Raw genomic sequence first — 24,271 nt, 5'->3', positions numbered from 1 at the left:
CGTGCCGTTCACGCCGAGCCATGCCGTGGTGGCGCTGCCGTTCGTGCGGACGCCGCTGCTGCCGGCGGCGATCGCCATCGGCGCCATGACACCGGACCTTCCGCTGTTCGTCCGCGGTGTCGGCCTCGGCTACGGATTCACCCACGCAGGCACGAACATCGTGTGGACCGGGCTGATCGCGTTCGGGCTGTTCCTGGTCTGGCGGGTACTGCTGCGGCCTGCGGTCGCCGAGCTCTCGCCTGCCTGGGCGGCCGCCCGGCTTCCGCGTGAGTGGAACCAGCGTCCAGCCGCGGCAGCGCGCCAGTCGCTGGGTGCGGGGGAGAGCCGCTGGTATCCGCTGCTCCTCGCCGCCTCCCTCCTGATCGGCGTGGCGTCGCACATCCTGTGGGACCTCTTCACGCACGAAGGCCGATGGGGCAGCCAGGTGCTCCCGATCCTGGACGCTGAATGGGGGCCGCTGCAGGGATTCAAGTGGTTGCAGCACGGATCGAGTGTGGTCGGGCTCGCCATCATCGGGATCTGGATGCTGGTGTGGCTGCGACGTCGTACCCCTCGGGAGCCGGTGGAACGTCTGCTTCCGGGATGGGTGCGGGTCGCGTGGTGGCTGTCATTGCCCGCTGTGCTCGTGGTCGCGTGGGTGGCCGGTCTCGTTCTGTACGGTCCTTTGGACGACGACTTCACCGTGCAGCACCTGGCGTATCGGGTGCTCCCGCCGGCCTGCGCCGTCTGGGGTGCGCTCACCGCAGTCCTGTGCGTCGTCGTCGGCGTCCGCCGCAGCAGCGCACACTGATCACCAGGTCGGTGCGTCGAGGCCCCATGGTCGCGGGGCGGCGAACTCCAGCCCGGGGATCGCCGAGCGCACGGTGACGACATCGTGCGAATCGACGCGGAACCGCTGAGTGTGCGCGTTCGGATCGATCGGCGAGGCGGGCTCCGGTTCGGTGGTGCGCGGCATCCCGAGCAGTTCGGCCGCCACCCGACGCAGCGACGTCCGGACGCTGCGTACGGTCCCCGTCGTGTCCCGATCGTGGACGGCATCGCAGATGGCAGCGGCGAGGAGATAGCCGGCCGAGTGGTCGAGCGCCTGTGCCGGGAGAGCCCCGGGACGGTCGCCGTCGGGCGACTCGATCATGGCGATCCCGGATTCCGCCTGCACGAGGCTGTCGAAACCGCGCCGCTCCGGCTGGTCGACGCCCCACGCGCTGAGCTGAGCGACGATGAGTCCGGGATGGCGCTCCGCCAGCGCGACGGGGGAGAGCCCGAGGCGGTCGAGCGCCACTGGTCGATACCCGAGAACGATGACGTCCGCCGCGCTGAGCAGCTCAGCGAAACGTGCCGAGGAGGCGTCGAGGATCGTGGAGCGCTTGCCATGCCCGGTGTCCAGGTGCTGCCAGTCCGGCTCGGGGATGCCCGGGGGATCGACGCGCAGGACATCGGCTCCCAGCAGCGCGAGAGTACGCGCGCAGACCGGACCAGCGATGACGCGCGTGAGATCCAGAACCCGGATGCCGGCGAGGCCGTGTCCGGAAGCAGTACGTCGGTGCGGGGCTCGTCCGATGGGCGTCGACTCGACGAGCGGCAGCTCGCGCAGCGCGCGATCGGACGACGGATCCTCCTCACGGACCGGGACCGCGAGTCCGCCGGCATCCGTGATCCGCGTGACCGCTTCAGCGGTCGATCGCTCGATCAGCACGCGACCGAGGCTCTCGGCGTCGGCACCGTCCTCGAGTCGAAGGGCATTGCGCAGCGCCCGGGCATGGTGCGGATAGTTCGCGTGCGTGCGCACCCACCCGTCGGAGGTGCGCCAGAACCCGGACAGCGCCGACCAGACTTCGGGGGAGTGTCCGTCGATCGTCAGGGACCTGTCGCTCCGGTACGCCATCGCGATGCGCCCCAGGTCGAGGTCCGCAGCCCGGACAGAAGGATGCCGGGCCGCGCGGCAGACGGCCAGCACGCTCGCGCGGGCGAGCGCATCGACGGCGAGGCGGGACGGAAGGGCCTGCATGCGCCCGATCGTACGACGACCCGGGCCTCTGTGGGGGGCCGGAGTCGAAGGCGACACGCCCGGGACGCGGCCTGGATTTGCCGGACTCCGGGATCCCGCGTAACTTATTACTTGTTCGCCCCACAGGGTTGAGAGAGACCGGAAGGTCAGCTCCCCTCAAGCGGCGGACCACCTCCCGAAAACAGCTCGAACACTCCGGTGTGAGAACGGTTACGGGATGCCTCGTGGTCCTCGGATCGCGGGTCGGGTTCGCTCGATTCGCCGATTTGACAAACGGATCCAGCGAGGTAAGATAGAGAAGTTGCCCTTCGGGCCTGGTCGTGAGGCTGGGTCGGGGGAGCGTCTGATCCTTGAGAACTCAACAGCGTGCACTTGTCAAATGCCAAATTATCCTCGTCTCCACTTTTGTGGGGGTGAGAATTCCTTTGGATCAAAGACCAACCTTCTTTGTTGGGGGTTGGCATTCGGATGAAGTCAGTTGATTTTGTCTCTTTGGTCAGTTTCAAACTCGCTGCCTGCATGGTTTTCCCCGTGTGGGTATGCATTTCTTTTTTACGGAGAGTTTGATCCTGGCTCAGGATGAACGCTGGCGGCGTGCTTAACACATGCAAGTCGAACGGTGAAGCAGGAGCTTGCTCTTGTGGATCAGTGGCGAACGGGTGAGTAACACGTGAGCAACCTGCCCCGGACTCTGGGATAAGCGCTGGAAACGGCGTCTAATACTGGATATGAGACGTGATCGCATGGTCAACGTCTGGAAAGATTTTTCGGTCTGGGATGGGCTCGCGGCCTATCAGCTTGTTGGTGAGGTAATGGCTCACCAAGGCGTCGACGGGTAGCCGGCCTGAGAGGGTGACCGGCCACACTGGGACTGAGACACGGCCCAGACTCCTACGGGAGGCAGCAGTGGGGAATATTGCACAATGGGCGAAAGCCTGATGCAGCAACGCCGCGTGAGGGATGACGGCCTTCGGGTTGTAAACCTCTTTTAGCAGGGAAGAAGCGAGAGTGACGGTACCTGCAGAAAAAGCGCCGGCTAACTACGTGCCAGCAGCCGCGGTAATACGTAGGGCGCAAGCGTTATCCGGAATTATTGGGCGTAAAGAGCTCGTAGGCGGTCTGTCGCGTCTGCTGTGAAAACTGGAGGCTCAACCTCCAGCCTGCAGTGGGTACGGGCAGACTAGAGTGCGGTAGGGGAGATTGGAATTCCTGGTGTAGCGGTGGAATGCGCAGATATCAGGAGGAACACCGATGGCGAAGGCAGATCTCTGGGCCGTAACTGACGCTGAGGAGCGAAAGGGTGGGGAGCAAACAGGCTTAGATACCCTGGTAGTCCACCCCGTAAACGTTGGGAACTAGTTGTGGGGTCCTTTCCACGGATTCCGTGACGCAGCTAACGCATTAAGTTCCCCGCCTGGGGAGTACGGCCGCAAGGCTAAAACTCAAAGGAATTGACGGGGACCCGCACAAGCGGCGGAGCATGCGGATTAATTCGATGCAACGCGAAGAACCTTACCAAGGCTTGACATACACGAGAACGGGCCAGAAATGGTCAACTCTTTGGACACTCGTGAACAGGTGGTGCATGGTTGTCGTCAGCTCGTGTCGTGAGATGTTGGGTTAAGTCCCGCAACGAGCGCAACCCTCGTTCTATGTTGCCAGCACGTAATGGTGGGAACTCATGGGATACTGCCGGGGTCAACTCGGAGGAAGGTGGGGATGACGTCAAATCATCATGCCCCTTATGTCTTGGGCTTCACGCATGCTACAATGGCCGGTACAAAGGGCTGCGATACCGTAAGGTGGAGCGAATCCCAAAAAGCCGGTCCCAGTTCGGATTGAGGTCTGCAACTCGACCTCATGAAGTCGGAGTCGCTAGTAATCGCAGATCAGCAACGCTGCGGTGAATACGTTCCCGGGTCTTGTACACACCGCCCGTCAAGTCATGAAAGTCGGTAACACCTGAAGCCGGTGGCCTAACCCTTGTGGAGGGAGCCGTCGAAGGTGGGATCGGTAATTAGGACTAAGTCGTAACAAGGTAGCCGTACCGGAAGGTGCGGCTGGATCACCTCCTTTCTAAGGAGCATCTGACACCTCTTGGGGTGTCCAGAACCCAGATCGAAGACGTTCGTTCTTCGCTGGGAGCTCATGGGTGGAACATTTGACATGACGCCAGCGAGGCTGGTTTCTGCTAGTACGCAGCTCTTCGGGGTTGTTGGAACGGGGGAGCCGGCGGGTTTGGTGTCTGCACGCTGTTGGGTCCTGAGGGGCCAGACGTTTTGTCTGAATCCTCTGGGCCTCTTGTTGTCTCTCCGGTTGGGGAGGTGGTGAGGGGTACCGCCCGTACTTTGAGAACTACACAGTGGACGCGAGCATCTTTGGACCGACCTTCGGGTTGGTTCATGAAGATGATCTTAAAGATCATTAGTCAATTTTTTGACGATTCGAACTCATGTGATTTCAAGTCTTTAAGAGCAAACGGTGGATGCCTTGGCATCTGGAGCCGAAGAAGGACGTAGCAATCTGCGATAAGCCTCGGGGAACTGATAAGCAAGTTTTGATCCGAGGGTGTCCGAATGGGGAAACCCCGCTGGGCGGCGTGCCGACCTAGTGACTCCCGTCTGAATATATAGGGCGGGTAGAGGGAACGTGGGGAAGTGAAACATCTCAGTACCCACAGGAAGAGAAAACAACATGTGATTCCGTGAGTAGTGGCGAGCGAAAGCGGATGAGGCTAAACCGAGTGTGTGTGATATCCGGCAGGAGTTGCATGTTCGGGGTTGTGGGACTTTCCTACCAGTTCTGCCGAATTGGTGGCGTTACAGAAGCGTGTAGACGAACCGTCTTGAAAGGCGGGCCATAGTGGGTGCCAGCCCCGTAGTCGAAACATGTGTTCTGGCGTGGAGAGTATCCCAAGTAGCACGGGGCCCGTGAAATCCCGTGTGAATCTGTCAGGACCACCTGATAAGCCTAAATACTCCCAGATGACCGATAGCGGACAAGTACCGTGAGGGAAAGGTGAAAAGTACCCCGGGAGGGGAGTGAAATAGTACCTGAAACCGTTTGCTTACAAACCGTTGGAGCCTCCTTAGTAGGGGTGACAGCGTGCCTTTTGAAGAATGAGCCTGCGAGTTAGCGATATGTGGCGAGGTTAACCCGTGTGGGGTAGCCGTAGCGAAAGCGAGTCTGAATAGGGCGATTCAGTCGCATGTCCTAGACCCGAAGCGAAGTGATCTATCCATGGCCAGGTTGAAGCGACGGTAAGACGTCGTGGAGGACCGAACCCACTTAGGTTGAAAACTGAGGGGATGAGCTGTGGATAGGGGTGAAAGGCCAATCAAACTTCGTGATAGCTGGTTCTCTCCGAAATGCATTTAGGTGCAGCGTTGCGTGTTTCTTGCCGGAGGTAGAGCTACTGGATGGCCGATGGGCCCTACAAGGTTACTGACGTCAGCCAAACTCCGAATGCCGGTAAGTGAGAGCGCAGCAGTGAGACTGTGGGGGATAAGCTTCATAGTCGAGAGGGAAACAACCCAGACCACCATCTAAGGTCCCTAAGCGCGTGCTAAGTGGGAAAGGATGTGGAGTTGCTTAGACAACCAGGAGGTTGGCTTAGAAGCAGCCACCCTTGAAAGAGTGCGTAATAGCTCACTGGTCAAGTGATTCCGCGCCGACAATGTAACGGGGCTCAAGCACGCCACCGAAGTTGTGGCATTGATATTTTTGGTAGGCCTTCGTGGTCCAGCCGTATTGATGGGTAGGAGAGCGTCGTGTGGCCAGCGAAGCGGCGGTGTGAACCAGCCGTGGAGGCTACACGAGTGAGAATGCAGGCATGAGTAGCGAATGACGTGTGAGAAACACGTCCTCCGAAAGACCAAGGGTTCCAGGGTCAAGCTAATCTTCCCTGGGTAAGTCGGGACCTAAGGCGAGGCCGACAGGCGTAGTCGATGGACAACGGGTTGATATTCCCGTACCGGCGAAGAACCGCCCAAGCTAATCCAGTAGTGCTAAGTATCTGAATCCCAGTGACTGATCCCTTCGGGGTGACGCTCTGGGCCTAGCGTACGACCCCGTTCTGGTGCGGCTAGCGTATTAACAGGTGTGACGCAGGAAGGTAGTCCAAGCCAGGCGATGGTTGTCCTGGTGCAAGTGCGTAGGCCGAGAGATAGGCAAATCCGTCTCTCACATAGGCTGAGACACGATGCGGATAAAAAGTGGATGATCCTATGCTGCCAAGAAAAGCATCGACGCGAGGTTCTAGCCGCCCGTACCCCAAACCGACTCAGGTGGTCAGGTAGAGAATACCAAGGAGATCGAGAGAATCGTGGTTAAGGAACTCGGCAAAATGCCCCCGTAACTTCGGGAGAAGGGGGGCCTTCGACGTATTAGGACTTGCTCCGAAAGCGTTTGGAGGCCGCAGAGACTAGTGGGTAGCGACTGTTTATTAAAAACACAGGTCCGTGCTAAGTCGCAAGACGATGTATACGGACTGACGCCTGCCCGGTGCTGGAAGGTTAAGAGGACCGGTTAGCCGCAAGGCGAAGCTGAGAATTTAAGCCCCAGTAAACGGCGGTGGTAACTATAACCATCCTAAGGTAGCGAAATTCCTTGTCGGGTAAGTTCCGACCTGCACGAATGGCGTAACGACTTCCCAACTGTCTCAACCGCGAACTCGGCGAAATTGCATTACGAGTAAAGATGCTCGTTACGCGCAGCAGGACGGAAAGACCCCGTGACCTTTACTACAGCTTGGTATTGGTGTTCGGTGTGGCTTGTGTAGGATAGGTGGGAGACTTTGAAGCGTGGACGCCAGTTCATGTGGAGTCATTGTTGAAATACCACTCTGGTCACTCTGGATATCTAACTTCGGACCGTAATCCGGTTCAGGGACAGTGCCTGGTGGGTAGTTTAACTGGGGCGGTTGCCTCCCAAAAAGTAACGGAGGCGCCCAAAGGTTCCCTCAACCTGGTTGGCAATCAGGTGTCGAGTGTAAGTGCACAAGGGAGCTTGACTGTGAGACTGACAGGTCGAGCAGGGACGAAAGTCGGGACTAGTGATCCGGCAGTGGCTTGTGGAAGCGCTGTCGCTCAACGGATAAAAGGTACCTCGGGGATAACAGGCTGATCTTGCCCAAGAGTCCATATCGACGGCATGGTTTGGCACCTCGATGTCGGCTCGTCGCATCCTGGGGCTGGAGTAGGTCCCAAGGGTTGGGCTGTTCGCCCATTAAAGCGGTACGCGAGCTGGGTTTAGAACGTCGTGAGACAGTTCGGTCCCTATCCGCTGCGCGCGTAGGAAGTTTGAGAGGATCTGACCCTAGTACGAGAGGACCGGGTTGGACGAACCTCTGGTGTGTCAGTTGTTCCGCCAGGAGCACCGCTGATTAGCTACGTTCGGGATGGATAACCGCTGAAAGCATCTAAGCGGGAAGCCGGCCTCAAGATGAGACTTCCATACCTTCGGGTGAGAGGCTCCCAGCCAGACTACTGGGTTGATAGGCCAGATGTGGAAGTGCGGCAACGCATGCAGCTGACTGGTACTAATAAGCCGATGACTTGATAACACCTCGAATCAACACTGACTTGATTTGATGCTACGCGTCCACTTTGTGGTTCTCGATGTACGGTCGAGAACCCTACAGGCACCACGTGTGTCTTTAGGTTTGATTGAAACATCAATAGTGTTTCGGCGGCCATAGCGTGAGGGAAACGCCCGGTTACATTCCGAACCCGGAAGCTAAGCCTCACAGCGCCGATGGTACTGCAGGGGGGACCCTGTGGGAGAGTAGGACACCGCCGGACTTCTTCTGTGAAATGGCCACCCAAGGTTGGGTGGCCATTTTGCGTTAACAGGAAGTTGGAGAGAGCAGGGGATCATGCCGGATGAGGAAGAGCGTCGACCGCGACGCAACAACGACGACCGTTCCACGAACTCCGGGGACGGGCGCCAGGATCGTCCGCGCTCTGATCGCTCCGCTTCCCGACCGTCGTATCGCGAAGGCGGCAGCGCATCTCGCGACCGCGCTCCGCGTCGAGATGGTGGACAGCAGTCGCGAGACGCTGCTCCTCGTCGTGATGGTGATCGTCCTACCGGTGGTCAGAATCGTGACGGCGGTTACCAGCGTCGCGATAGCGCCCCGCGTCGTGATGGTGATCGTCCGTCGGGCGGGTATCAGCGTCGTGACGGTGACCGTCCGTCCGGTGGGTATCAGCGTCGTGATGGTGATCGTCCCAGCGGTGGTCAGAGTCGCGATGGCGGTTACCAGCGTCGCGACAGCGCCCCACGTCGTGACGGTGACCGTCCGTCCGGTGGGTATCAGCGTCGTGATGGTGATCGTCCCAGCGGTGGTCAGAGTCGCGATGGCGGTTACCAGCGTCGCGACAGCGCCCCACGTCGTGACGGTGACCGTCCGACGGGTGGGTATCAGCGTCGTGACGGTGACCGTCCGTCCGGTGGGTATCAGCGTCGTGACGGTGACCGTCCGTCCGGTGGGTACCAGCGCCGCGACGGCGACCGTCCGTCCGGTGGTCAGAGCCGCGATGGTGGGTACCAGCGTCGCGACAGCGCCCCGCGCCGCGACGGTGACCGTCCCTCGGGCGGGTACCAGCGCCGTGATGGCGACCGTCGCACCGGTGGTCAGAGCCGCGATGGCGGTTACCAGCGTCGCGACAGCGCCCCCCGTCGTGATGGAGACCGTCCCTCGGGCGGGTACCAGCGCCGCGACGGTGGATCCGAGCGGCGCGATGATCGTGGCCGCAGTTCGTTCCCGCAGCGCGGTGGGTCCGAGCGTCCCCGGTCAGACCGACCGTACGACGATCGACCTCGCCCCGAGCGTGGTCCGGACATCCCCGACGAGGTCACCGCACGTGACCTGCCCGCTGCGGCTCGCAATGAGCTGAAGACGCTCAGCAAAGAGAACGCCGAGCAGGTTGCGCGTCATCTCGCGATGGCGTCGAAGCTCATCGAAGAAGACCCTGCGCTGGCGCACGAGCATGCCCTTGCGGCATCCCGTCGTGCCGGCCGTATCGCGATCGTCCGCGAGACCTTGGGGATCACGGCGTACGCGACGGGTGATTTCGCTCTGGCGCTGCGCGAGCTGCGCACCTACCGCCGGATCTCCGGCAAGGAGGACCAGATCGCGCTCATGGTCGACAGCGAGCGCGGCGTCGGACGCCCCGACCGTGCGCTCGAGACCGGACGTGCGGTCGACCGCTCGGCGTTGCCGATCGACGTGCGCGTTTCCCTGGCGATCGCCATGTCCGGCGCACGTCTGGATCAGGGCGAGACCGAGCTCGCGCTCGGAGAGCTCGAGATCCCTGAGCTCGACCCGGACCGCGCGTTCAGTTGGAGCCCGGCGTTGTTCGCTGCCCGGGCGGCCGTCCTCGAGGACCTCGGACGCAACGAAGAGGCCGAGTTCTGGGCGCAACGCGCCGAGGTCGCCCTCGAGGCGCTGGGCCTGGATGAGGACGGCGACGAGGAACTCATCGTCGAGGACAGTCTGATCGAAGGCGAGTTCCCGGAGGACTCGTCCGAGGAAGCCGCCACCGGCGCACCCGCGGACGAGCCGGTCGCCGGCGGGGATGCTGCACCAGCCGACGTGCAGGAAGAGTCCACCGACGCGCAGGCCGAGATCGCGGACGCTGCCGCCGACGAGGCCGACGCTGCCGCCGACGAGGCCGACGCACCCGCCGACGAGGCCGACGCACCCGCCGACGAGGCCGACGCACCCGCCGACGAGGCCGACGCACCCGCCGACGACGCCACCGACGACGCCACCGACGACGCCCCGGCGCCGGCTCCCGCCCTGTCCGAACGCGACGAGATCGAGCAGGAGGTCGCCGAGCTTCTCGGCGAAGACGAGAAGGACGTCGAGGACGAGGGGGACAGGGCCTGATGGGCTTGTTCGCCAAGAAGCGCCCGACCCCTCTGGACGGCATCGACGTCGTCCTCGCCGACCTGGACGGCGTCGTGTACGCCGGACCGGGCGCGCTTCCACACGCCGTGGACAGCCTGAATGCCGTCGCGCGGGAGCGCCGTGTCGGGTACATCACGAACAACGCATCCCGTACCGACGCGTCGGTCGCCGAGCACCTCACCGAGCTCGGGCTGACGGTGGCGGCTGGTGAAGTGGTCACCAGTCCGCAGGCCGCCATGCGCCTGCTCGCGACCATGGTGCCCGCGCCGGCCACGCTGCTGATCGTGGGCGGCGAAGGGCTCGTCGTCGAGGCGGAGAAGGCCGGCTACACGGTCACCCGCAGTGCCGAGGATGCACCGGATGCCGTCGTGCAGGGTTTTGCGCCCGACGTCGCCTGGACCGACCTCGCCGAGGCCGCCTTCGCCCTGAAGGTGCCCGAGGAGGAGGGCGGCATCCCGTGGATCGCGACGAACAGCGACTGGACGATCCCGCGCGAACGCGGCGTGGCACCCGGCAACGGAACGCTGGTGTCGGCGGTCCACACGGCGGTCGGGCGTCTCGCGACCGTCGCCGGGAAGCCGGAAGTGCCGATCTTCGAGGAGGCGATCGCCCGTTTCGGCGGACACCGCACCCTGTTCATCGGCGACCGCCTGGACACCGACATCCTCGGGGCCAACCGGGCCGGCATCGACTCGGTTCTCGTGCTCACCGGTATCGATCGGCCGAAACACGTGCTCGCGGCGCCGGAAGGATCGCGCCCGACGTTCATCCTGTCGGATCTGCGTGAGCTCCACGAGCCGTACCCGGAGGCGACGCGCAAGGATGGCGCCGTGACCGTCGGGGACGCGACTGTGCGCGTGGCCGGAGGAGACGTCGAGATCCTCGCAGCCGGGACCCGTCAGATCGATCTGCTGCGCGCCGGCGCACTGGCGATCTGGGAGTCCGGGACGCCGATCTTCGTGCTGCGGGTGCCAGAGCGCCTCTACGAGGATCCGTTCCATCGGCCGTAGGCTTGTGGGGTGAGCGACGACAGCACGACAGGTCCCACCGACGGACTCTGGAGCCGCCTGCGCCTGATCGAAGGACAGCCACTCGCGGCACGGGCCGATGCCTATTCGAGCCTGCACGACGAACTGTCCCGCAGACTCGAATCCGGTGCCCGCGGCGATCAGCGAGAGAAGTCGTCGGAACGGTGACCCGCCTCGACGCAGCCCTCGCGGCCCGTGGACTCGCACGCTCGCGCACGCATGCGGCGACGATGATCGCCGACGGACTCGTCCAGGTCGCCGGACGCACCGTGATCAAGGCATCCGCACCGGTCGGCGACGACACCGAGATCACCGTCGCGGGTGCGGACCACTACGTCAGCCGCGCGGCGCACAAGCTGATCGCGGCGCTGGACGGGTTCGATGTGCCCGTCGCCGGGCGGCTGGCACTGGACATGGGCGCCTCGACCGGCGGATTCACTCAGGTACTGCGCGAACGCGGCGCCGAACGGGTGCTCGCGGTCGACGTCGGGCACGATCAACTCGCGCCCTCGATCGCGGCGGATCCCGGCGTCATCGTCGTGGAGGGCTACAACGTCCGCCACATGACGCCCGAGAACCTCGCACAGGCGACCGGAGAATCCCGTGCCCCTGAGCTGGTCGTCGGCGATCTGTCGTTCATCTCCCTCGAGCTCGTGTTCGGTGCGGTCGCACAGGTCGCGGCATCCGGTGCCGACGTCGTGCTCCTCGTCAAGCCGCAGTTCGAGGTCGGCCGCACCGCCGTCCGCGGCGGCCTCGTCACGAATCCGGTCATCCGCGCGGATGCCGTGGCGCGCACGCTCTGGAGCGCATGGGATGCCGGCTTCGGGATGCTCGGCATCCTCCCGTCACCGCTCCTCGGAACGCACGGCAACGCCGAGTACCTTGTCCACATGTCGCCCGGCCGGGGGACGTCTCCGGCAGAATGGACGAAGCGGATCGACGAACTGGCAGGAGGACGATGAACGAGCGCTACATCCTGGTCGTCGCCCACGCAGGCCGGGCCGACACCGTCGCAGCAGCTCACCGCGTCGTCGACTCCCTTCGCAGTGCAGGTGCACGCCCGGTCCTCGCGCCGGAGGACCGCGCTGAACTCGCGGCGGTCGACGGCGCGTTCGCCGCGGTCGACGCCCTCGGCGACGGCATCCAGGTCGGAGACCTCGAACTCGCGATCGTCCTCGGCGGCGACGGCACGATCCTGCGCGCCGCCGAACTCGTGCGAGACAGCGGTGCGCCAGTGCTCGGGATCAACATGGGCCATGTCGGCTTCCTCGCCGAGATCGAGCGAGACGACATGGATGCAGCAGTCCGGCGCGTGATCGAGCGGGACTACGAGGTCGAAGAACGCCTCGCGCTGTCCGTCCGGGTCAAGGACGCCGCCGGCGAGGTCGTGTACGAGACCTGGGCGCTGAACGAGGCGACCGTCGAGAAGGCCAGCCGCGAGCGGATGATCGAAGTCGTCGTCGAGATCGACGGCCGACCGCTGACGAGCTACGGCTGCGACGGCATGGTCGTGTCGACGCCCACCGGCTCGACCGCCTACAACTTCTCCGCCGGCGGGCCGGTCATCTGGCCCGGCGTCGAGGCGATCGCGGTCGTGCCGCTGTCCGCGCACGCCCTGTTCGCCAAGCCGCTCGTGGTGAGTCCGCACGCTTCGGTCGCGATCGAGATGCTCGAGAGCACCAGCGGCACCGGCATCCTGTGGTGCGACGGACGGCGCTCGCACGACCTGCCGCCCGGCGCGCGCGTCGTGGTCCGCCGGTCCTCCCGCCCGGTGCGCCTGGCCCGGCTGCACCCCGCACCGTTCACCGATCGACTCGTCCGCAAGTTCCGCCTGCCTGTGGCCGGCTGGCGCGGCAACGGGACGGAGGCCTCGGCATGATCGAGGAGATCCGGATGCAGCACCTCGGCGTGATCGCCGACGCCGTGCTCCCGCTCGGCAAGGGCTTCACCGCCATCACGGGCGAGACCGGTGCCGGCAAGACGATGGTCGTCACCGGTCTCGGTCTTCTGCTCGGTCAGCGCGCCGATTCCGGTGCGGTGCGCGCGGGAGCCGCGCAGGCGTCGGTCGCCGGGGTCTGGGTCGTTCCGGAGCAGGGTGCTGTCGCCGACATCGTGACGGATGCCGGTGGCGAACTCGAGCCGGCCGGAGACGGCCGATCCGAGCTCTACGTCTCCCGTACGCTCAGCGCCGAAGGGCGCAGCCGCGCGAGTGTCGGCGGACGCGCCGCGCCGGCCGGCGTCCTCTCCGCGCTCGCGGAGCAGCTGGTCGTCGTGCACGGCCAGTCCGAACAGTTGCGCCTGAAGTCCGCGGCGGCTCAGCGCGACGCCCTCGACCGCTTCGGAGGTGAGCCGGTGTCCACGGCGCTGCGCACCTACCGCGGCGCCTGGGAGCAATGGCGCGCATTCGATACCGAACTGCACGAGCTCACGGACAACCGCGATCGCCGTGCCGAGGAGGCCGCTCGTCTGCGCGAGGCGCTCGCCCTGATCGAGGCGACCGCGCCCGAGGCGGGGGAGGACGAGGTCCTGTCCGAGCGGGCCGAGCGTCTCGCGAACGCCGAGGAGCTGCGGCAGGCCGCCGCGCTCGCGCACACTGCCCTGTCCAACGAAGACGGCGAGCCCGATGCCTCTTCGTTCGTCGCCGACGCACGCCGCCTCTTGGAGCGCGTGTCCGATCCGGCTCTCGCCGGTATCGCCGAGTCGCTGGCCGACGTCGGCTATCGCCTGGCGGATCTCGCCGGTCAGCTGGCCGGCTACCTCGCCGATCTGGACGAGGCAGGGCCGCACGAACTCGCCGCCGTTGAGGAGCGCCGTGCCGCGCTCAACACCCTGGTGCGCGCGCATGGCTCGCTCGACGAGGCACTGGCGCTCTGGGAGACCGGCTCCGCGCGTCTGGCCGAACTCGACGACGACAACGACCGCGTCGAGCGGCTCGATGCCGAGCGTTCCGCGGCCAGGGCGGAACTCGACGCGGCAGCCGACGCGTTGACCGCAGTACGGACGGAGGCGGCCACGCGTCTGGGCGCTGCCGTGTCCGAAGAGCTCCACGCCCTGGCGATGCCCGACGCACGTCTGGAGGTCGCCGTGACCTCGGGCTCGGAGAGCGCGCATGGACGCGACGACGTCGCCATCCTGCTCGCCCCGCATCCCGGCGCCGAGCCGCGCCCCGTCGGCCGTGGAGCCTCCGGCGGCGAGCTGTCGCGCGTGATGCTCGCGATCGAGGTCGTGATCGCCGGCACGGACCCCGTCCCGACCTTCGTCTTCGACGAGGTGGATGCCGGCATCGGCGGAGCGGCGGCCATCGAGGTCGGGCGGCGACTCGCCCGGCTCGCTGAGCGATCCCAGGTGATCGCGGTCACTCATCTCGCCCAGGTCGCGGCCTTCGCCGGCAACCATCTTTCCGTCGTCAAATCCCACGACGGCGCCGTCACCGCCTCGAGTGTGCGCCGTCTGGACGGCCCCGATCGTGAGGCCGAGATGGCCAGGCTCCTGTCGGGACTCACCGATTCGGATGCCGCAATCACCCACGCCCGAGAACTTCTCAGTCTCGGCACCGCCGCCGCCTGATAGGATTGAAGCCCGTGATGAACTCTTCTTCTGCGGGGCCCAAGAACGACACCACCAAGCACATCTTCGTGACCGGCGGTGTCGTTTCGTCTTTGGGCAAGGGGCTCACCGCCGCGAGCCTCGGCAACCTTCTCACCGCCCGCGGACTGCGGGTCGTCATGCAGAAGCTCGACCCCTATCTGAACGTCGACCCCGGCACGATGAACCCGTTCCAGCACGGCGAGGTCTTCGTCACGGACGACGGCGCGGAGACCGACCTCGACATCGGACACTACGAGCGCTTCCTCGACATCAGTCTGTCCGAGGCGGCCAACGTGACCACCGGCCAGATCTACTCGCAGGTGATCGCGCGCGAGCGCCGCGGCGAGTACCTCGGCGACACGGTGCAGGTCATCCCGCACATCACTGATGAGATCAAGCGCCGGATGCGTCTGCAGGCAGACGAGTCGCCGAAGCCCGACGTGATCATCACAGAGGTCGGCGGCACCGTCGGCGACATCGAGTCGCAGCCGTTCCTCGAGGCTGCGCGTCAGCTGCGCCACGAGCTCGGCCGCGACAGCGTGTTCTTCGTGCACGTCTCGCTGGTGCCCTTCATGGGGGCTTCGGGCGAGCAGAAGACCAAGCCCACGCAGCACTCGGTCGCGGCCCTGCGGCAGGTCGGCATCCAGCCGGACGCACTCGTGCTGCGCAGCGACCGCCCCGTGAGCGAGTCGAATCGTAACAAGATCGCGCTGATGTGCGACGTCGACGCGGAAGGCGTGATCAACACCGTCGATCTGCCGAGCATCTACGACATCCCGTCGACGCTCAACGAGCAGGGGCTCGACTCCTACATCGTGCGTCGCCTCGGCCTGGACCAGAAGGCGGACGAGGTCGACTGGACCCGTTGGAGCAAGGTCCTGCACGCCGTGCACAACCCCAAGCACGAGGTCACGATCGGCCTGGTCGGCAAGTACATCGACCTGCCGGATGCCTACCTGTCGGTGACGGAGGCGCTCAAGGCCGGCGGATTCGCGCAGGAGACCAAGGTCAACATCCGCTGGATCCCGTCCGACCTCTGCGAGACGCCCGAGGGTGCGAAGGAGCAGCTGGGTGAGCTGGACGGCATCTGCGTGCCCGGTGGCTTCGGCATCCGCGGCATCGAGGGCAAGCTCGGCGCCCTGAAGTTCGCCCGCGAGCAGGGCATCCCGACGCTCGGTCTGTGCCTTGGCCTGCAGTGCATGGTCATCGAGTACTCGCGCAACGTCGCGGGCATCGACGGCGCCTCCTCGAGCGAGTTCGATCCGGAGACCGTGGCACCCGTCATCGCGACCATGGCCGAGCAGGTCGACATCATCGACCGTGGCGACCTGGGCGGCACCATGCGTCTCGGGCTGTACCCGGCCCGTCTGGCCGAGGGGTCCATCGCCGCCGAGGTGTACGGATCGACCGAGGTGCAGGAGCGCCACCGTCACCGCTACGAGGTCAACAACGCCTACCGCGACCGCATCGCTGAAGCGGGCATGGTGTTCTCGGGACTGAACCCCGAGCTGGACCTGGTCGAGTTCGTCGAGCTGCCCCGCGACGTGCACCCGTACTACATCGCCACCCAGGCGCACCCCGAACTGCGCTCGCGTCCGACCGACCCGCACCCGCTGTTCCGCGGTCTCGTCGGCGCCGCGATCGAGCGGCACCGCGCGAGCGAGCTGTTCGACGTCGAAGCCGGGGCCTGACGTGCACGACGCGTCCGCTCTGCAGGACGAAGCCTTCGAGCCGGAGGTCCTGCAGAGCGACCTCGTCTACAAGGGGTGGGTGTGGGATGTCCGCTCCGATCGCGTCGCGTACGGCGACGGAGAGATCATCCGTGAGTACGTCGCACACACCGGAGCGGTGGCGGTCGTCGCGATCGACGATGACGGCCGCGTGCTGCTGATCCAGCAGTACCGGCATCCGATCCGGCATCGCGACTGGGAACTGCCGGCCGGGCTCCTGGACGTCGTGGGGGAGGAGCCTCTCCTCGCCGCGCAGCGCGAGCTCGCCGAGGAGGCCGACCTCGTGGCCGAGACCTGGGAAGCGCTGGTCTCGGTGTGGACGACTCCCGGTGGCAACGACGAGATGATCCACGTCTTCCTGGCGACGGGCGTCTCCTCCGCCGCCGAGGCGCACGCGCGCGAGGACGAGGAGGCCGACATCCGGATCGAGTGGGTGCCGCTGTCGGACGCCGTGGACGCGGTCCTGGCCGGACGCATGCACAACGGCATCCTGTCGGTCGGCGTGCTCGCGGCCGAGCGACGGCTCCGGGGCGCGAGCACGGGACGGTAGTCGTGCTCGTGGCGCGTGCGGTCGACGCCTACCTCAGGCACGTCACGATCGAGCGCGGCCTGTCGGCGCACACCGTCGCGGCCTACCGGCGCGACCTCGAGGGCTATGCGCAGTGGCTCACGGATGCCGGAATCGACGACACCGCGGCGATCAGCGGATCGATCGTGAGCCGGTTCATCGCCGACCGTTCGGCGATCGTCCCCGCCCCGGCCGCGACGAGTCTCGCGCGACTGCAGTCCTCGGTCAGGGGGCTGCACCGCTACCTGGTGCGCGAAGGGATCGAGCCGGAGGACCCGACAGGGCGTCTGCGTCCGCCCAAGACGCCGCAGCGGCTTCCGAAGGCGCTGACCATCGACCAGGTCGAACGGCTGCTCTCCGCCCCGTCGCCCGAGGAGCCGATGGGCATCAGGGATCGCGCGCTGCTGGAGCTGCTGTACGCGACGGGCGCGCGCGTATCCGAGGCGGTCGGTCTCGACGTCGACGACCTCTCGCACGGCGAGGTCCTCCGGCTCCGCGGCAAGGGGTCCAAGGAGCGCATCGTCCCGGTCGGCTCATACGCGCGGGACGCGGTCGACGCGTATCTGACACGGGTGCGCCCTGGTCTCGCGGCGAAGGGTCGAGCGACGGCGAAGCTGTTCCTCGGAGCGCGCGGCGCGCCGCTGTCGCGGCAGAGCGCCTGGCTCGTGATCCGCGCGGCAGCGGATGCCGCCGACATCACGGCCGAGGTGTCGCCGCACACGCTGCGCCATTCGTTCGCGACCCACCTGCTGCAGGGCGGCGCGGACGTCCGCGTCGTGCAGGAGCTGCTGGGGCACGCGTCCGTGGCGACCACGCAGATCTACACGCATGTGTCCGTCGACGCGCTGCGGGACATCTACGCCACGTCCCACCCCAGAGCCCGCTGACCTGCGCGCGTGCGATTCGGCGGGATCGCCGGGTGCGGACGGCGTGTCCGTGCAGGTGGCGACTAGAATCGAGCGAGCACAAGGGAGCAGGAGAACCGGTGGCTGATAAAGCGGCGAAGTCCAAGGGAAAGACGTCGAAGGCGGACGAGCCCCTGATGGGACCCACCGGTCGCCCCTATCACGGCTTCGACACGCCGGCTCCTCTCGAGTCGCACGGTCCGGCGCGCATCATCGCGCTGTGCAACCAGAAGGGCGGCGTCGGCAAGACGACCACGTCGATCAACCTCGCCGCGGCCCTGGCCGAGTACGGCCGCAAGGTTCTGGCCGTCGACTTCGATCCGCAGGGTGCGCTGTCGGCCGGTCTGGGCATCCAGACGCACGACATGCTCACGATCTACGACCTGCTGCTGGACACCAAGCGCGACGTGCACGACGCGATCGTCCCCTCGTCGGTCGAAGGTCTCGACGTGATCCCGGCGAACATCGACCTGTCCGCGGCCGAAGTCCACCTCGTCAACGAGGTCGCCCGGGAGACGATCCTGTCGCGGGCGCTGCGGCAGGTCACCGACGAGTACGACGTCATCCTGATCGACTGCCAGCCCTCCCTCGGACTGCTGACCGTCAATGCGCTCACCGCCAGCCACGGCGTCCTGATCCCGCTCGAGTGCGAGTTCTTCGCCCTCCGCGGTGTCGCCCTGCTCATCGAGACGATCGACAAGGTGCGCGACCGGCTCAACCCCGCCATCGAGCTCGACGGACTGCTCGCCACGATGTACGACCCCAGGACGCTGCACTCCCGCGAGGTGCTGGAGCGCGTGGTCGAGGCGTTCGGCGACGACGTGCTCGAGACGGTGATCGGTCGTACGGTGAAGTTCCCGGATGCCTCGGTCTCCGGCGTCCCCATCACCGAGTTCGCGCCGGAGCACGCCGCCGCGCAGGCGTATCTGCGGCTGGCGCGGGAGCTGGTCGCCCGTGGCGCCGTCGCCTGAGATCGATTCGACCGAGGACTCCGGCTTCCGGGTCTCTCTGGGCAACTTCGACGGCCCGTTCGACCTGCTGCTGAACCTCATCTCCAAGCACGAGCTCGACATCACCGAGGTGTCGCTGAGCAAGGTCACCGACGAGTTCATCGCCTATCTGAAGGAGCTCGGCCCCGAGGAGGAGCTGGACCAGGCGTCCGAGTTCCTCGTCGTCGCCGTCACGCTCCTCGACATGAAGGTGGCGGGGCTCCTGCCGCAGGGCGAGCTCGTCGACGCGGAGTCCGTCGCGCTCCTCGAGGCACGTGACCTGCTGTTCGCCCGGCTGCTGCAGTACCGCGCGTTCAAGGAGGTCTCGGCGTGGTTCGCCCGCAGCCTCCAGCGCGAAGACCGTCGCCATGTCCGCGCGGTACGACTGGACGAGAAGCACCGCAGGCAGACGCCGGAGCTGGTCTGGAGTCTCAACGTCGATGACTTCGCGGCGCTCGCGCTGCTCGCGTTCGCGCCGAAGGAGATCCCGCACGTCGGGCTCGACCACTTGCACGCGCCGCTCGTCAGCATCCGCGAGCAGGCGGCGATCGTGGTGACGCTGCTGCGCAACACCGAATCGCTGACGTTCCGCGAGCTGGTCTCGGGCGTGAGCGAACCAGGCATCGTCGTGGCGCGGTTCATCTCGGTGCTCGAGCTGTACCGGCACGCGGCGCTGTCCTTCGAACAACTGGAACCGCTCGGCGAGCTCACGCTGCGCTGGGCAGCCGACACCTGGTCGGATGAGATGCTCGCGACCCTGGGGGCCGACTATGACCGATGACGTGACCGACGCGAGCGCGGACGCGGTGGACGCGCCGCTGACCGAGAAGCTCGAGGCGATCCTGCTGGTGCTGGAGGAGCCGCTGGGGCTCGTCGCCCTCGCTGCAGCGGTCAGCGCTCCCGTCCCGGCAGTGCGACAGGCGCTCGAGACGCTCGTCGACGACTACGACGGCCGAGGCAGCGGGCCGCGCCGCGGGTTCGAGCTCCGCGAGGTCGGCGGCGGCTGGCGGCTCTACGTGCGGGAGGACCACGACGGGCTCGTGGCCGAGTTCGTCGGAGGCCAGGCGCCCGCACGACTGTCGCAGGCGGCGCTGGAGACCCTCGCCGTGATCGCGTACAAGCAGCCGGTCACACGCGGCCAGGTCGCGTCGATCCGTGCGGTCAACGTCGATTCCGTCGTCCGCACGCTCCTCGCGCGCGGTCTGATCACGGAGCTGTTCGCCGATTCCGAGACCGGCGCGATCAACTACGGCACCACCGATGCCCTGCTGCAGAACCTCGGCATCAATTCCCTCGACGAACTCCCGCCGATCTCCCCGTTGCTCGACGACGGTTCGAACGGCTTCGAAGAAAGCAGTATCCGATGACACCCATCACCGACCCGGCCGCCGACGGCATCCGACTGCAGAAGGTGCTCGCGAACGCGGGCGTCGCCTCGCGCCGCGTGATCGAGGAGTACATCGTCGAAGGACGCATCCGCGTGAACGGCGAGGTCGTCACCGAACTGGGCCGTCGGATCCACCCCGAGACCGATCTCGTCGACGTCGACGGCACGGCGGTGCAGCTGGACGTCTCCAAGCGCTACGTGATGCTCAACAAGCCCACCGGTGTCGTGAGCACGATGCGCGACGAGAACGGGCGCCCCGATCTGCGGCGTTTCACGAAGGACTACGAGGAGCGCCTGTACAACGTCGGACGCCTGGATGCCGAGACCAGCGGTCTGCTCATCCTCACGAACGACGGCGACCTGGCGCACGTCCTCGCGCACCCCTCGTTCGGCGTCACGAAGGTCTACATCGCCAAGGTCGAAGGCACCGTCACCGCGCAGACCATCGCGGCCCTGACGAAAGGCATCGAGCTCGAGGACGGCCCGATCGCGGCCGACAAGGCCAGACTGCTGGATGCCTCGCGCGGATCGAGCCTGGTCGAGCTCACACTGCACTCCGGACGCAACCGGATCGTGCGTCGGATGATGGCGGCGGTCGGCCATCCGGTCACCGAACTCGTCCGTCGGCAGTTCGGTCCGCTGCACCTGGGAACACTCCCGGCGGGGAAGTCCCGGGAACTGACTAAAATCGAACGTGGTGCGTTGTTGACTCTCGCGCGCCAGGATGCCCCTGCGGATGCGACGCCGGGAGACGTGCAGGAGAAGCAGTGAGCGAACAGGTCCGTGGTGCCGTGGTGCCCCCACGGCTGTCGGGGACCGTGCGCGTCGTCGGCTCCGGCCTGCTCGGCGCCAGCATCGGCCATGCGCTGCGCGCGAAGGGCGTCGATGTCGTGCTGACGGATGCGTCGCCGGCGCAGCTGCGGCTCGCCATCGATTACGGTGCCGGTCGCCCGGCCCGGGAGGACGACCGACCCGTGCTGACGGTCGTGGCCGTCCCGCCGGATGTCACGGCCGACGTCATCCAGTCCGAGCTCGACCGATACCCGGATGCCGTCGTCACCGACGTCGCGAGCGTGAAGCTCGAGCCGTTCCGCGCGCTGCAGGAACGCGGCGTCGACCTGACGCGTTACATCGGCTCCCACCCGCTCGCCGGTCGCGAGCGCGGCGGCGCGATCTCGGCCAGGGCCGACCTGTTCGTCGGCCGTCCGTGGGTGGTGTGCCGCGACGATCAGACCCGCCCGGCCGACCTCGCTCTCGTCGAGGCGCTGGCGCTCGACGTCGGAGCCATGCCGTTGGAGATGACCCCCGAGGAGCACGACCGCTCGGTCGCGCTGACCTCGCACGTCCCGCAGGTCGTGGCGAGCGTGCTCGCCGGACGATTCGCCTCGGCTGACGAGGGAGCGCTCCGCCTGGCAGGACAGGGCGTGCGCGACACCACGCGCATCGCGGCATCCGCGCCGGAGCTCTGGGTCCAGATCCTCGGTGCCAACGCGCAGCCGGTGGTCGAGGTGCTCGACGCGCTGGCGGACGATCTCCGCAAGGTGTCCGACGCGCTGCGGGACCCCGCGGCCCCCGGGGCCCGTCGCGCCGTCGCGGATGCGATCCGTCAGGGCAACGAGGGCGTCGAGCGTCTGCCGGGCAAGCACGGACAGAACCGGCGTTACGAGCAGCTGGTCGTCATGGTGGACGACACGGCCGGTCAGCTCGGGCGACTCTTCGGAGAGCTCGGCGAGCTGGGCGTGAACGTCGAAGACCTGCGCCTGGAGCACTCGCCGGGCGCACAGTTCGGACTGGCCGAGATCAGCGTGGCGCCCGCGGCGCTGCGCGGCGCGATCGCCGGGCTGCAGGAGCGCGGGTGGCGGATTGCAGGGACGACCAATGACTGACGCACACAAGTTCATCGCGATCGACGGACCCGCCGGCTCGGGCAAGTCCAGCGTCTCCAAGGCCGTCGCGCGCACGCGCGGCTACGGCTATCTCGACACCGGAGCCGCGTATCGCGCGCTGGCCTGGCATGTGCTCGACCGTGGCGCGGACACGGCGGATGCCGAGGCCGTGCGGACCGCGGCATCCGAATTCGACCTGGTGATCGGCCTCGACCCCGATGATCGCTCCGTCCGCGTGGGCGATGTGGATGTCACCGAGGCGATCCGCGAGTCGCGCGTCTCGGGCGCCGTGAGCGGCGTGGCGCGCGTGCCCGAGGTACGCGCCCAGGTCAACGAACTGTTCCGATCCCTCGTGTCCGATGCGTCCTTCGACGCCGTCGTCGTCGAAGGACGCGACATCACCACCGTCGTCGCTCCCGATGCCCCCGTGCGGATCCTGCTCACCGCGGCACCCGAGGTCCGCGCCGCGCGCCGGGCCGGCGAGCTCGCCGACGAGAACGCCGCAGCGGTGGCCGAAGCGCTGCACCGTCGCGACGCCGCCGACAGCACGGTCGTCGATTTCCTCAACGCCGCCGAAGGCGTGGAGGTCGTCGATTCGACCGCACTCGATTTCCCCCAGACCATCGATGCCGTGCTCGCGGTGATCGACCGAAAGCAAGGAGCGGAAGATGCCCGCTGAAGAAGAGTACGAGGGCGGCCCTGACCGCCTCGAAGAGAAGATGAACGACCTCGACGAGGTGCTCGCCGAACAGCGGGCGGAGGCGCTGCGCGCCGGACTCGCCGAGTACGACCTGGACGACGAGGACGCCGCGCTGCTGGCCGGCCTCGCCGGTGGCGAGGACGGGATCGAGTTCCTGCCCGCGCTCCCGGTCGTCGCGATCGTCGGCCGCCCGAACGTGGGCAAGTCGGCGCTGGTCAACCGCATCCTCGGTCGCCGTGAGGCCGTCGTCGAGGACACCCCCGGTGTGACGCGCGACCGTGTCACGTACAAGGCCGAGTGGGCTGATCGCCGCTTCTCGGTCGTGGACACCGGCGGGTGGGAACCGGATGCCAAGGGCATCGACCGCTCCGTCGCGGCCCAGGCCGAGGTCGCGATCGATCTGTCGGACGTCGTGCTGTTCGTCGTCGACGCGAAGGTCGGCGCGACGTCGACCGACGAGCACGTCGTCAAGCTGCTGCGCAAGAGCGGCAAGCCGGTGTTCCTCGTCGCGAACAAGATCGACGACGCCCGTCAGGAGCCCGAGGCCGCCGCGCTGTGGAACCTCGGTCTCGGTGAGCCGCACCCGGTGTCCGCCATCCACGGTCGTGGTGTCGCGGACCTCCTGGATGCGGTCATGAAGAAGCTTCCGACCATCTCCGCCGTGGCCAAGTCGGAGATCGGAGGACCGCGCCGGGTCGCGATCCTCGGCCGACCGAACGTGGGCAAGTCCTCGCTGCTGAACAAGGCAGCGGGGGAGGAGCGCGTGGTCGTCAACGACCTCGCGGGCACCACCCGCGACCCTGTGGACGAGGTCGTGGAGCTGGGCGGGAAGCTGTGGCGTCTCGTCGACACCGCCGGCATCCGCCGCCGTGTGCACCTGCAGCAGGGTGCGGACTTCTACGCGTCGCTCCGCACGTCGGCCGCGCTCGAGAAGGCCGAGGTCGCCGTCGTCGTCCTCGACGTCTCCGAGACGATCAGCGAGCAGGACATCCGCATCATCGACCTCGTGCTCGAGTCGGGTCGCGCGCTCGTGCTGGCGTTCAACAAGTGGGATCGCCTGAACGACGACGACATGGAGAACCAGGACCGCCGCCGGTACCTGGAGCGCGAGATCGAGAAGGATCTCGCCCACGTGGCGTGGGCGCCGCGAGTGAACATCTCTGCCAAGACCGGCCGTCACCTCGACAAGCTCGTGCCGGCTCTCGAGACCGCGCTGGAGAACTGGGACCGTCGCATTCCGACGGGCAAGTTCAACGCGTTCCTGTCCGAGCTCGTCGCCGAGCACCCGCACCCGTTGCGCGGTGGCAAGCAGCCGCGCATCCTGTTCGGCACGCAGGCGTCGACGCGCCCGCCGACGTTCGTGCTCTTCACGACCGGGTTCCTCGACCCCGGGTACCGCCGGTTCATCCAGCGTCGCCTGCGTGAGATCTACGACTTCGAGGGGACGCCGATCGTCATCAACATGCGCGTGCGGGAGCGCCGCCAGCGCTGAGCCTTCGGCGGTACGATGGGAGGTGGATGCCGCAAAGCCGTGGCATCCACCGAGCACGCCCACAAGGCCCGCCGAAAG

19 protein-coding genes and 3 rRNA genes are annotated in these 24,271 nt (G+C 66.3%); 21 read left to right on the top strand and 1 reads right to left on the bottom strand.

Translation table 11 applies throughout. From position 1 onward, the window contains the following. Window position 1 precedes the first annotated feature (1 nt). Window positions 2-790, top strand: coding sequence for a DUF4184 family protein (locus tag OED01_RS10305; protein WP_264155189.1), 789 nt, complete (start codon window positions 2-4; stop codon window positions 788-790). On the opposite strand, the gene OED01_RS10300 is transcribed toward OED01_RS10305, so the two are convergent. Further along, the gene (locus OED01_RS10300) at window positions 791-2,005 is read right to left on the bottom strand and encodes a CoA transferase (protein ID WP_264155188.1); all 1,215 of its coding nucleotides are present in this window, start codon (window positions 2,003-2,005) and stop codon (window positions 791-793) included. Between the two features lie 551 nt (window positions 2,006-2,556). Here OED01_RS10300 and OED01_RS10295 point away from each other — a divergent pair. The 20 genes from OED01_RS10295 (at window position 2,557) to der (ending at window position 24,193) form a co-directional block, all read left to right on the top strand. Beyond that, window positions 2,557-4,081 (top strand): 16S ribosomal RNA (locus OED01_RS10295). 382 nt (window positions 4,082-4,463) lie between these two features. Next, window positions 4,464-7,568 (top strand): 23S ribosomal RNA (locus OED01_RS10290). 121 nt (window positions 7,569-7,689) lie between these two features. After that, window positions 7,690-7,806: ribosomal RNA gene (rrf, locus tag OED01_RS10285) — 5S ribosomal RNA — on the top strand. Together the 16S, 23S and 5S rRNA genes form the textbook arrangement of a ribosomal RNA operon. Before the next feature lie 81 nt (window positions 7,807-7,887). Beyond that, window positions 7,888-8,904, top strand: a complete 1,017-nt coding sequence (locus tag OED01_RS10280) for a hypothetical protein (RefSeq protein ID WP_264155187.1) — start codon at window positions 7,888-7,890, stop codon at window positions 8,902-8,904. A gap of 47 nt (window positions 8,905-8,951) precedes the next feature. Continuing rightward, the gene (locus OED01_RS10275; protein WP_264155186.1) at window positions 8,952-9,899 is read left to right on the top strand and encodes a hypothetical protein; all 948 of its coding nucleotides are present in this window, start codon (window positions 8,952-8,954) and stop codon (window positions 9,897-9,899) included. After that, on the top strand, window positions 9,899-10,930 hold the full coding sequence (locus OED01_RS10270) for an HAD-IIA family hydrolase (protein ID WP_264155185.1): 1,032 nt from the start codon (window positions 9,899-9,901) through the stop codon (window positions 10,928-10,930). Before OED01_RS10275 ends, OED01_RS10270 begins: the two co-directional genes overlap by 1 nt. A gap of 9 nt (window positions 10,931-10,939) precedes the next feature. Next, on the top strand, window positions 10,940-11,116 hold the full coding sequence (locus OED01_RS10265) for a hypothetical protein (protein WP_264155184.1): 177 nt from the start codon (window positions 10,940-10,942) through the stop codon (window positions 11,114-11,116). Beyond that, window positions 11,113-11,910: a TlyA family RNA methyltransferase gene (locus OED01_RS10260; protein ID WP_264155183.1), complete on the top strand. Its 798-nt coding sequence runs from the start codon at window positions 11,113-11,115 to the stop codon at window positions 11,908-11,910. The genes OED01_RS10265 and OED01_RS10260 overlap by 4 nt, the downstream gene beginning before the upstream one ends. After that, complete coding sequence (locus OED01_RS10255; RefSeq protein WP_264155182.1) at window positions 11,907-12,827, top strand: NAD kinase; 921 nt, start codon at window positions 11,907-11,909, stop codon at window positions 12,825-12,827. The genes OED01_RS10260 and OED01_RS10255 overlap by 4 nt, the downstream gene beginning before the upstream one ends. Beyond that, window positions 12,824-14,515 carry a DNA repair protein RecN gene (gene recN / locus OED01_RS10250; protein ID WP_264155181.1) on the top strand — a complete coding sequence of 564 codons (1,692 nt, stop codon included), beginning with the start codon at window positions 12,824-12,826 and terminating at the stop codon, window positions 14,513-14,515. The genes OED01_RS10255 and recN overlap by 4 nt, the downstream gene beginning before the upstream one ends. 17 nt (window positions 14,516-14,532) lie before the next feature. Continuing rightward, window positions 14,533-16,227 carry a CTP synthase gene (locus OED01_RS10245; RefSeq protein ID WP_264155180.1) on the top strand — a complete coding sequence of 565 codons (1,695 nt, stop codon included), beginning with the start codon at window positions 14,533-14,535 and terminating at the stop codon, window positions 16,225-16,227. Window position 16,228: 1 nt separating this feature from the next. Continuing rightward, a complete protein-coding gene (locus OED01_RS10240; protein ID WP_264155179.1) occupies window positions 16,229-16,816 on the top strand; it encodes an NUDIX domain-containing protein in 588 nt (195 codons plus the stop codon). A gap of 2 nt (window positions 16,817-16,818) precedes the next feature. After that, complete coding sequence (gene xerD / locus OED01_RS10235; protein ID WP_264155178.1) at window positions 16,819-17,721, top strand: site-specific tyrosine recombinase XerD; 903 nt, start codon at window positions 16,819-16,821, stop codon at window positions 17,719-17,721. A gap of 155 nt (window positions 17,722-17,876) precedes the next feature. After that, window positions 17,877-18,710: a ParA family protein gene (locus OED01_RS10230; RefSeq protein ID WP_264157955.1), complete on the top strand. Its 834-nt coding sequence runs from the start codon at window positions 17,877-17,879 to the stop codon at window positions 18,708-18,710. After that, a complete protein-coding gene (locus tag OED01_RS10225; RefSeq protein WP_264155177.1) occupies window positions 18,694-19,509 on the top strand; it encodes a segregation and condensation protein A in 816 nt (271 codons plus the stop codon). Before OED01_RS10230 ends, OED01_RS10225 begins: the two co-directional genes overlap by 17 nt. Then, window positions 19,499-20,095 carry an SMC-Scp complex subunit ScpB gene (gene scpB, locus OED01_RS10220; RefSeq protein WP_264155176.1) on the top strand — a complete coding sequence of 199 codons (597 nt, stop codon included), beginning with the start codon at window positions 19,499-19,501 and terminating at the stop codon, window positions 20,093-20,095. The genes OED01_RS10225 and scpB overlap by 11 nt, the downstream gene beginning before the upstream one ends. Beyond that, the gene (locus tag OED01_RS10215) at window positions 20,092-20,886 is read left to right on the top strand and encodes a pseudouridine synthase (protein WP_264155175.1); all 795 of its coding nucleotides are present in this window, start codon (window positions 20,092-20,094) and stop codon (window positions 20,884-20,886) included. Before scpB ends, OED01_RS10215 begins: the two co-directional genes overlap by 4 nt. Continuing rightward, window positions 20,883-22,001 (top strand): prephenate dehydrogenase, encoded by a 1,119-nt coding sequence (locus tag OED01_RS10210; RefSeq protein ID WP_264155174.1) that lies wholly within the window; start codon window positions 20,883-20,885, stop codon window positions 21,999-22,001. Before OED01_RS10215 ends, OED01_RS10210 begins: the two co-directional genes overlap by 4 nt. Next, a complete protein-coding gene (gene cmk, locus OED01_RS10205) occupies window positions 21,994-22,680 on the top strand; it encodes a (d)CMP kinase (protein WP_264155173.1) in 687 nt (228 codons plus the stop codon). The genes OED01_RS10210 and cmk overlap by 8 nt, the downstream gene beginning before the upstream one ends. Continuing rightward, the gene (der, locus tag OED01_RS10200) at window positions 22,670-24,193 is read left to right on the top strand and encodes a ribosome biogenesis GTPase Der (RefSeq protein ID WP_264155172.1); all 1,524 of its coding nucleotides are present in this window, start codon (window positions 22,670-22,672) and stop codon (window positions 24,191-24,193) included. Before cmk ends, der begins: the two co-directional genes overlap by 11 nt. Window positions 24,194-24,271: the final 78 nt, after the last annotated feature.

The sequence above is a fragment of the Microbacterium sp. M28 genome (assembly GCF_025836995.1).
In the GTDB taxonomy this organism is placed as follows: domain Bacteria; phylum Actinomycetota; class Actinomycetes; order Actinomycetales; family Microbacteriaceae; genus Microbacterium.
Note: the sequence above shows the minus strand (reverse complement) of the source record. Positions and strands in the feature narration are given on the sequence as shown.

Excerpts from the sequence above, each read along its gene's own strand:
- OED01_RS10245 (WP_264155180.1), top strand. The coding sequence starts at position 14,533 with ATGAACTCTTCTTCTGCGGGGCCCAAGAACGACACCACCAAGCACATC.
- der (WP_264155172.1), top strand. The coding sequence starts at position 22,670 with ATGCCCGCTGAAGAAGAGTACGAGGGCGGCCCTGACCGCCTCGAAGAG.
- OED01_RS10300 (WP_264155188.1), bottom strand. The coding sequence starts at position 2,005 with ATGCAGGCCCTTCCGTCCCGCCTCGCCGTCGATGCGCTCGCCCGCGCG.
- OED01_RS10230 (WP_264157955.1), top strand. The coding sequence starts at position 17,877 with ATGGGACCCACCGGTCGCCCCTATCACGGCTTCGACACGCCGGCTCCT.
- OED01_RS10255 (WP_264155182.1), top strand. The coding sequence starts at position 11,907 with ATGAACGAGCGCTACATCCTGGTCGTCGCCCACGCAGGCCGGGCCGAC.
- recN (WP_264155181.1), top strand. The coding sequence starts at position 12,824 with ATGATCGAGGAGATCCGGATGCAGCACCTCGGCGTGATCGCCGACGCC.
- OED01_RS10215 (WP_264155175.1), top strand. The coding sequence starts at position 20,092 with ATGACACCCATCACCGACCCGGCCGCCGACGGCATCCGACTGCAGAAG.
- cmk (WP_264155173.1), top strand. The coding sequence starts at position 21,994 with ATGACTGACGCACACAAGTTCATCGCGATCGACGGACCCGCCGGCTCG.
- scpB (WP_264155176.1), top strand. The coding sequence starts at position 19,499 with ATGACCGATGACGTGACCGACGCGAGCGCGGACGCGGTGGACGCGCCG.
- OED01_RS10275 (WP_264155186.1), top strand. The coding sequence starts at position 8,952 with ATGGCGTCGAAGCTCATCGAAGAAGACCCTGCGCTGGCGCACGAGCAT.
- OED01_RS10270 (WP_264155185.1), top strand. The coding sequence starts at position 9,899 with ATGGGCTTGTTCGCCAAGAAGCGCCCGACCCCTCTGGACGGCATCGAC.
- OED01_RS10280 (WP_264155187.1), top strand. The coding sequence starts at position 7,888 with ATGAGGAAGAGCGTCGACCGCGACGCAACAACGACGACCGTTCCACGA.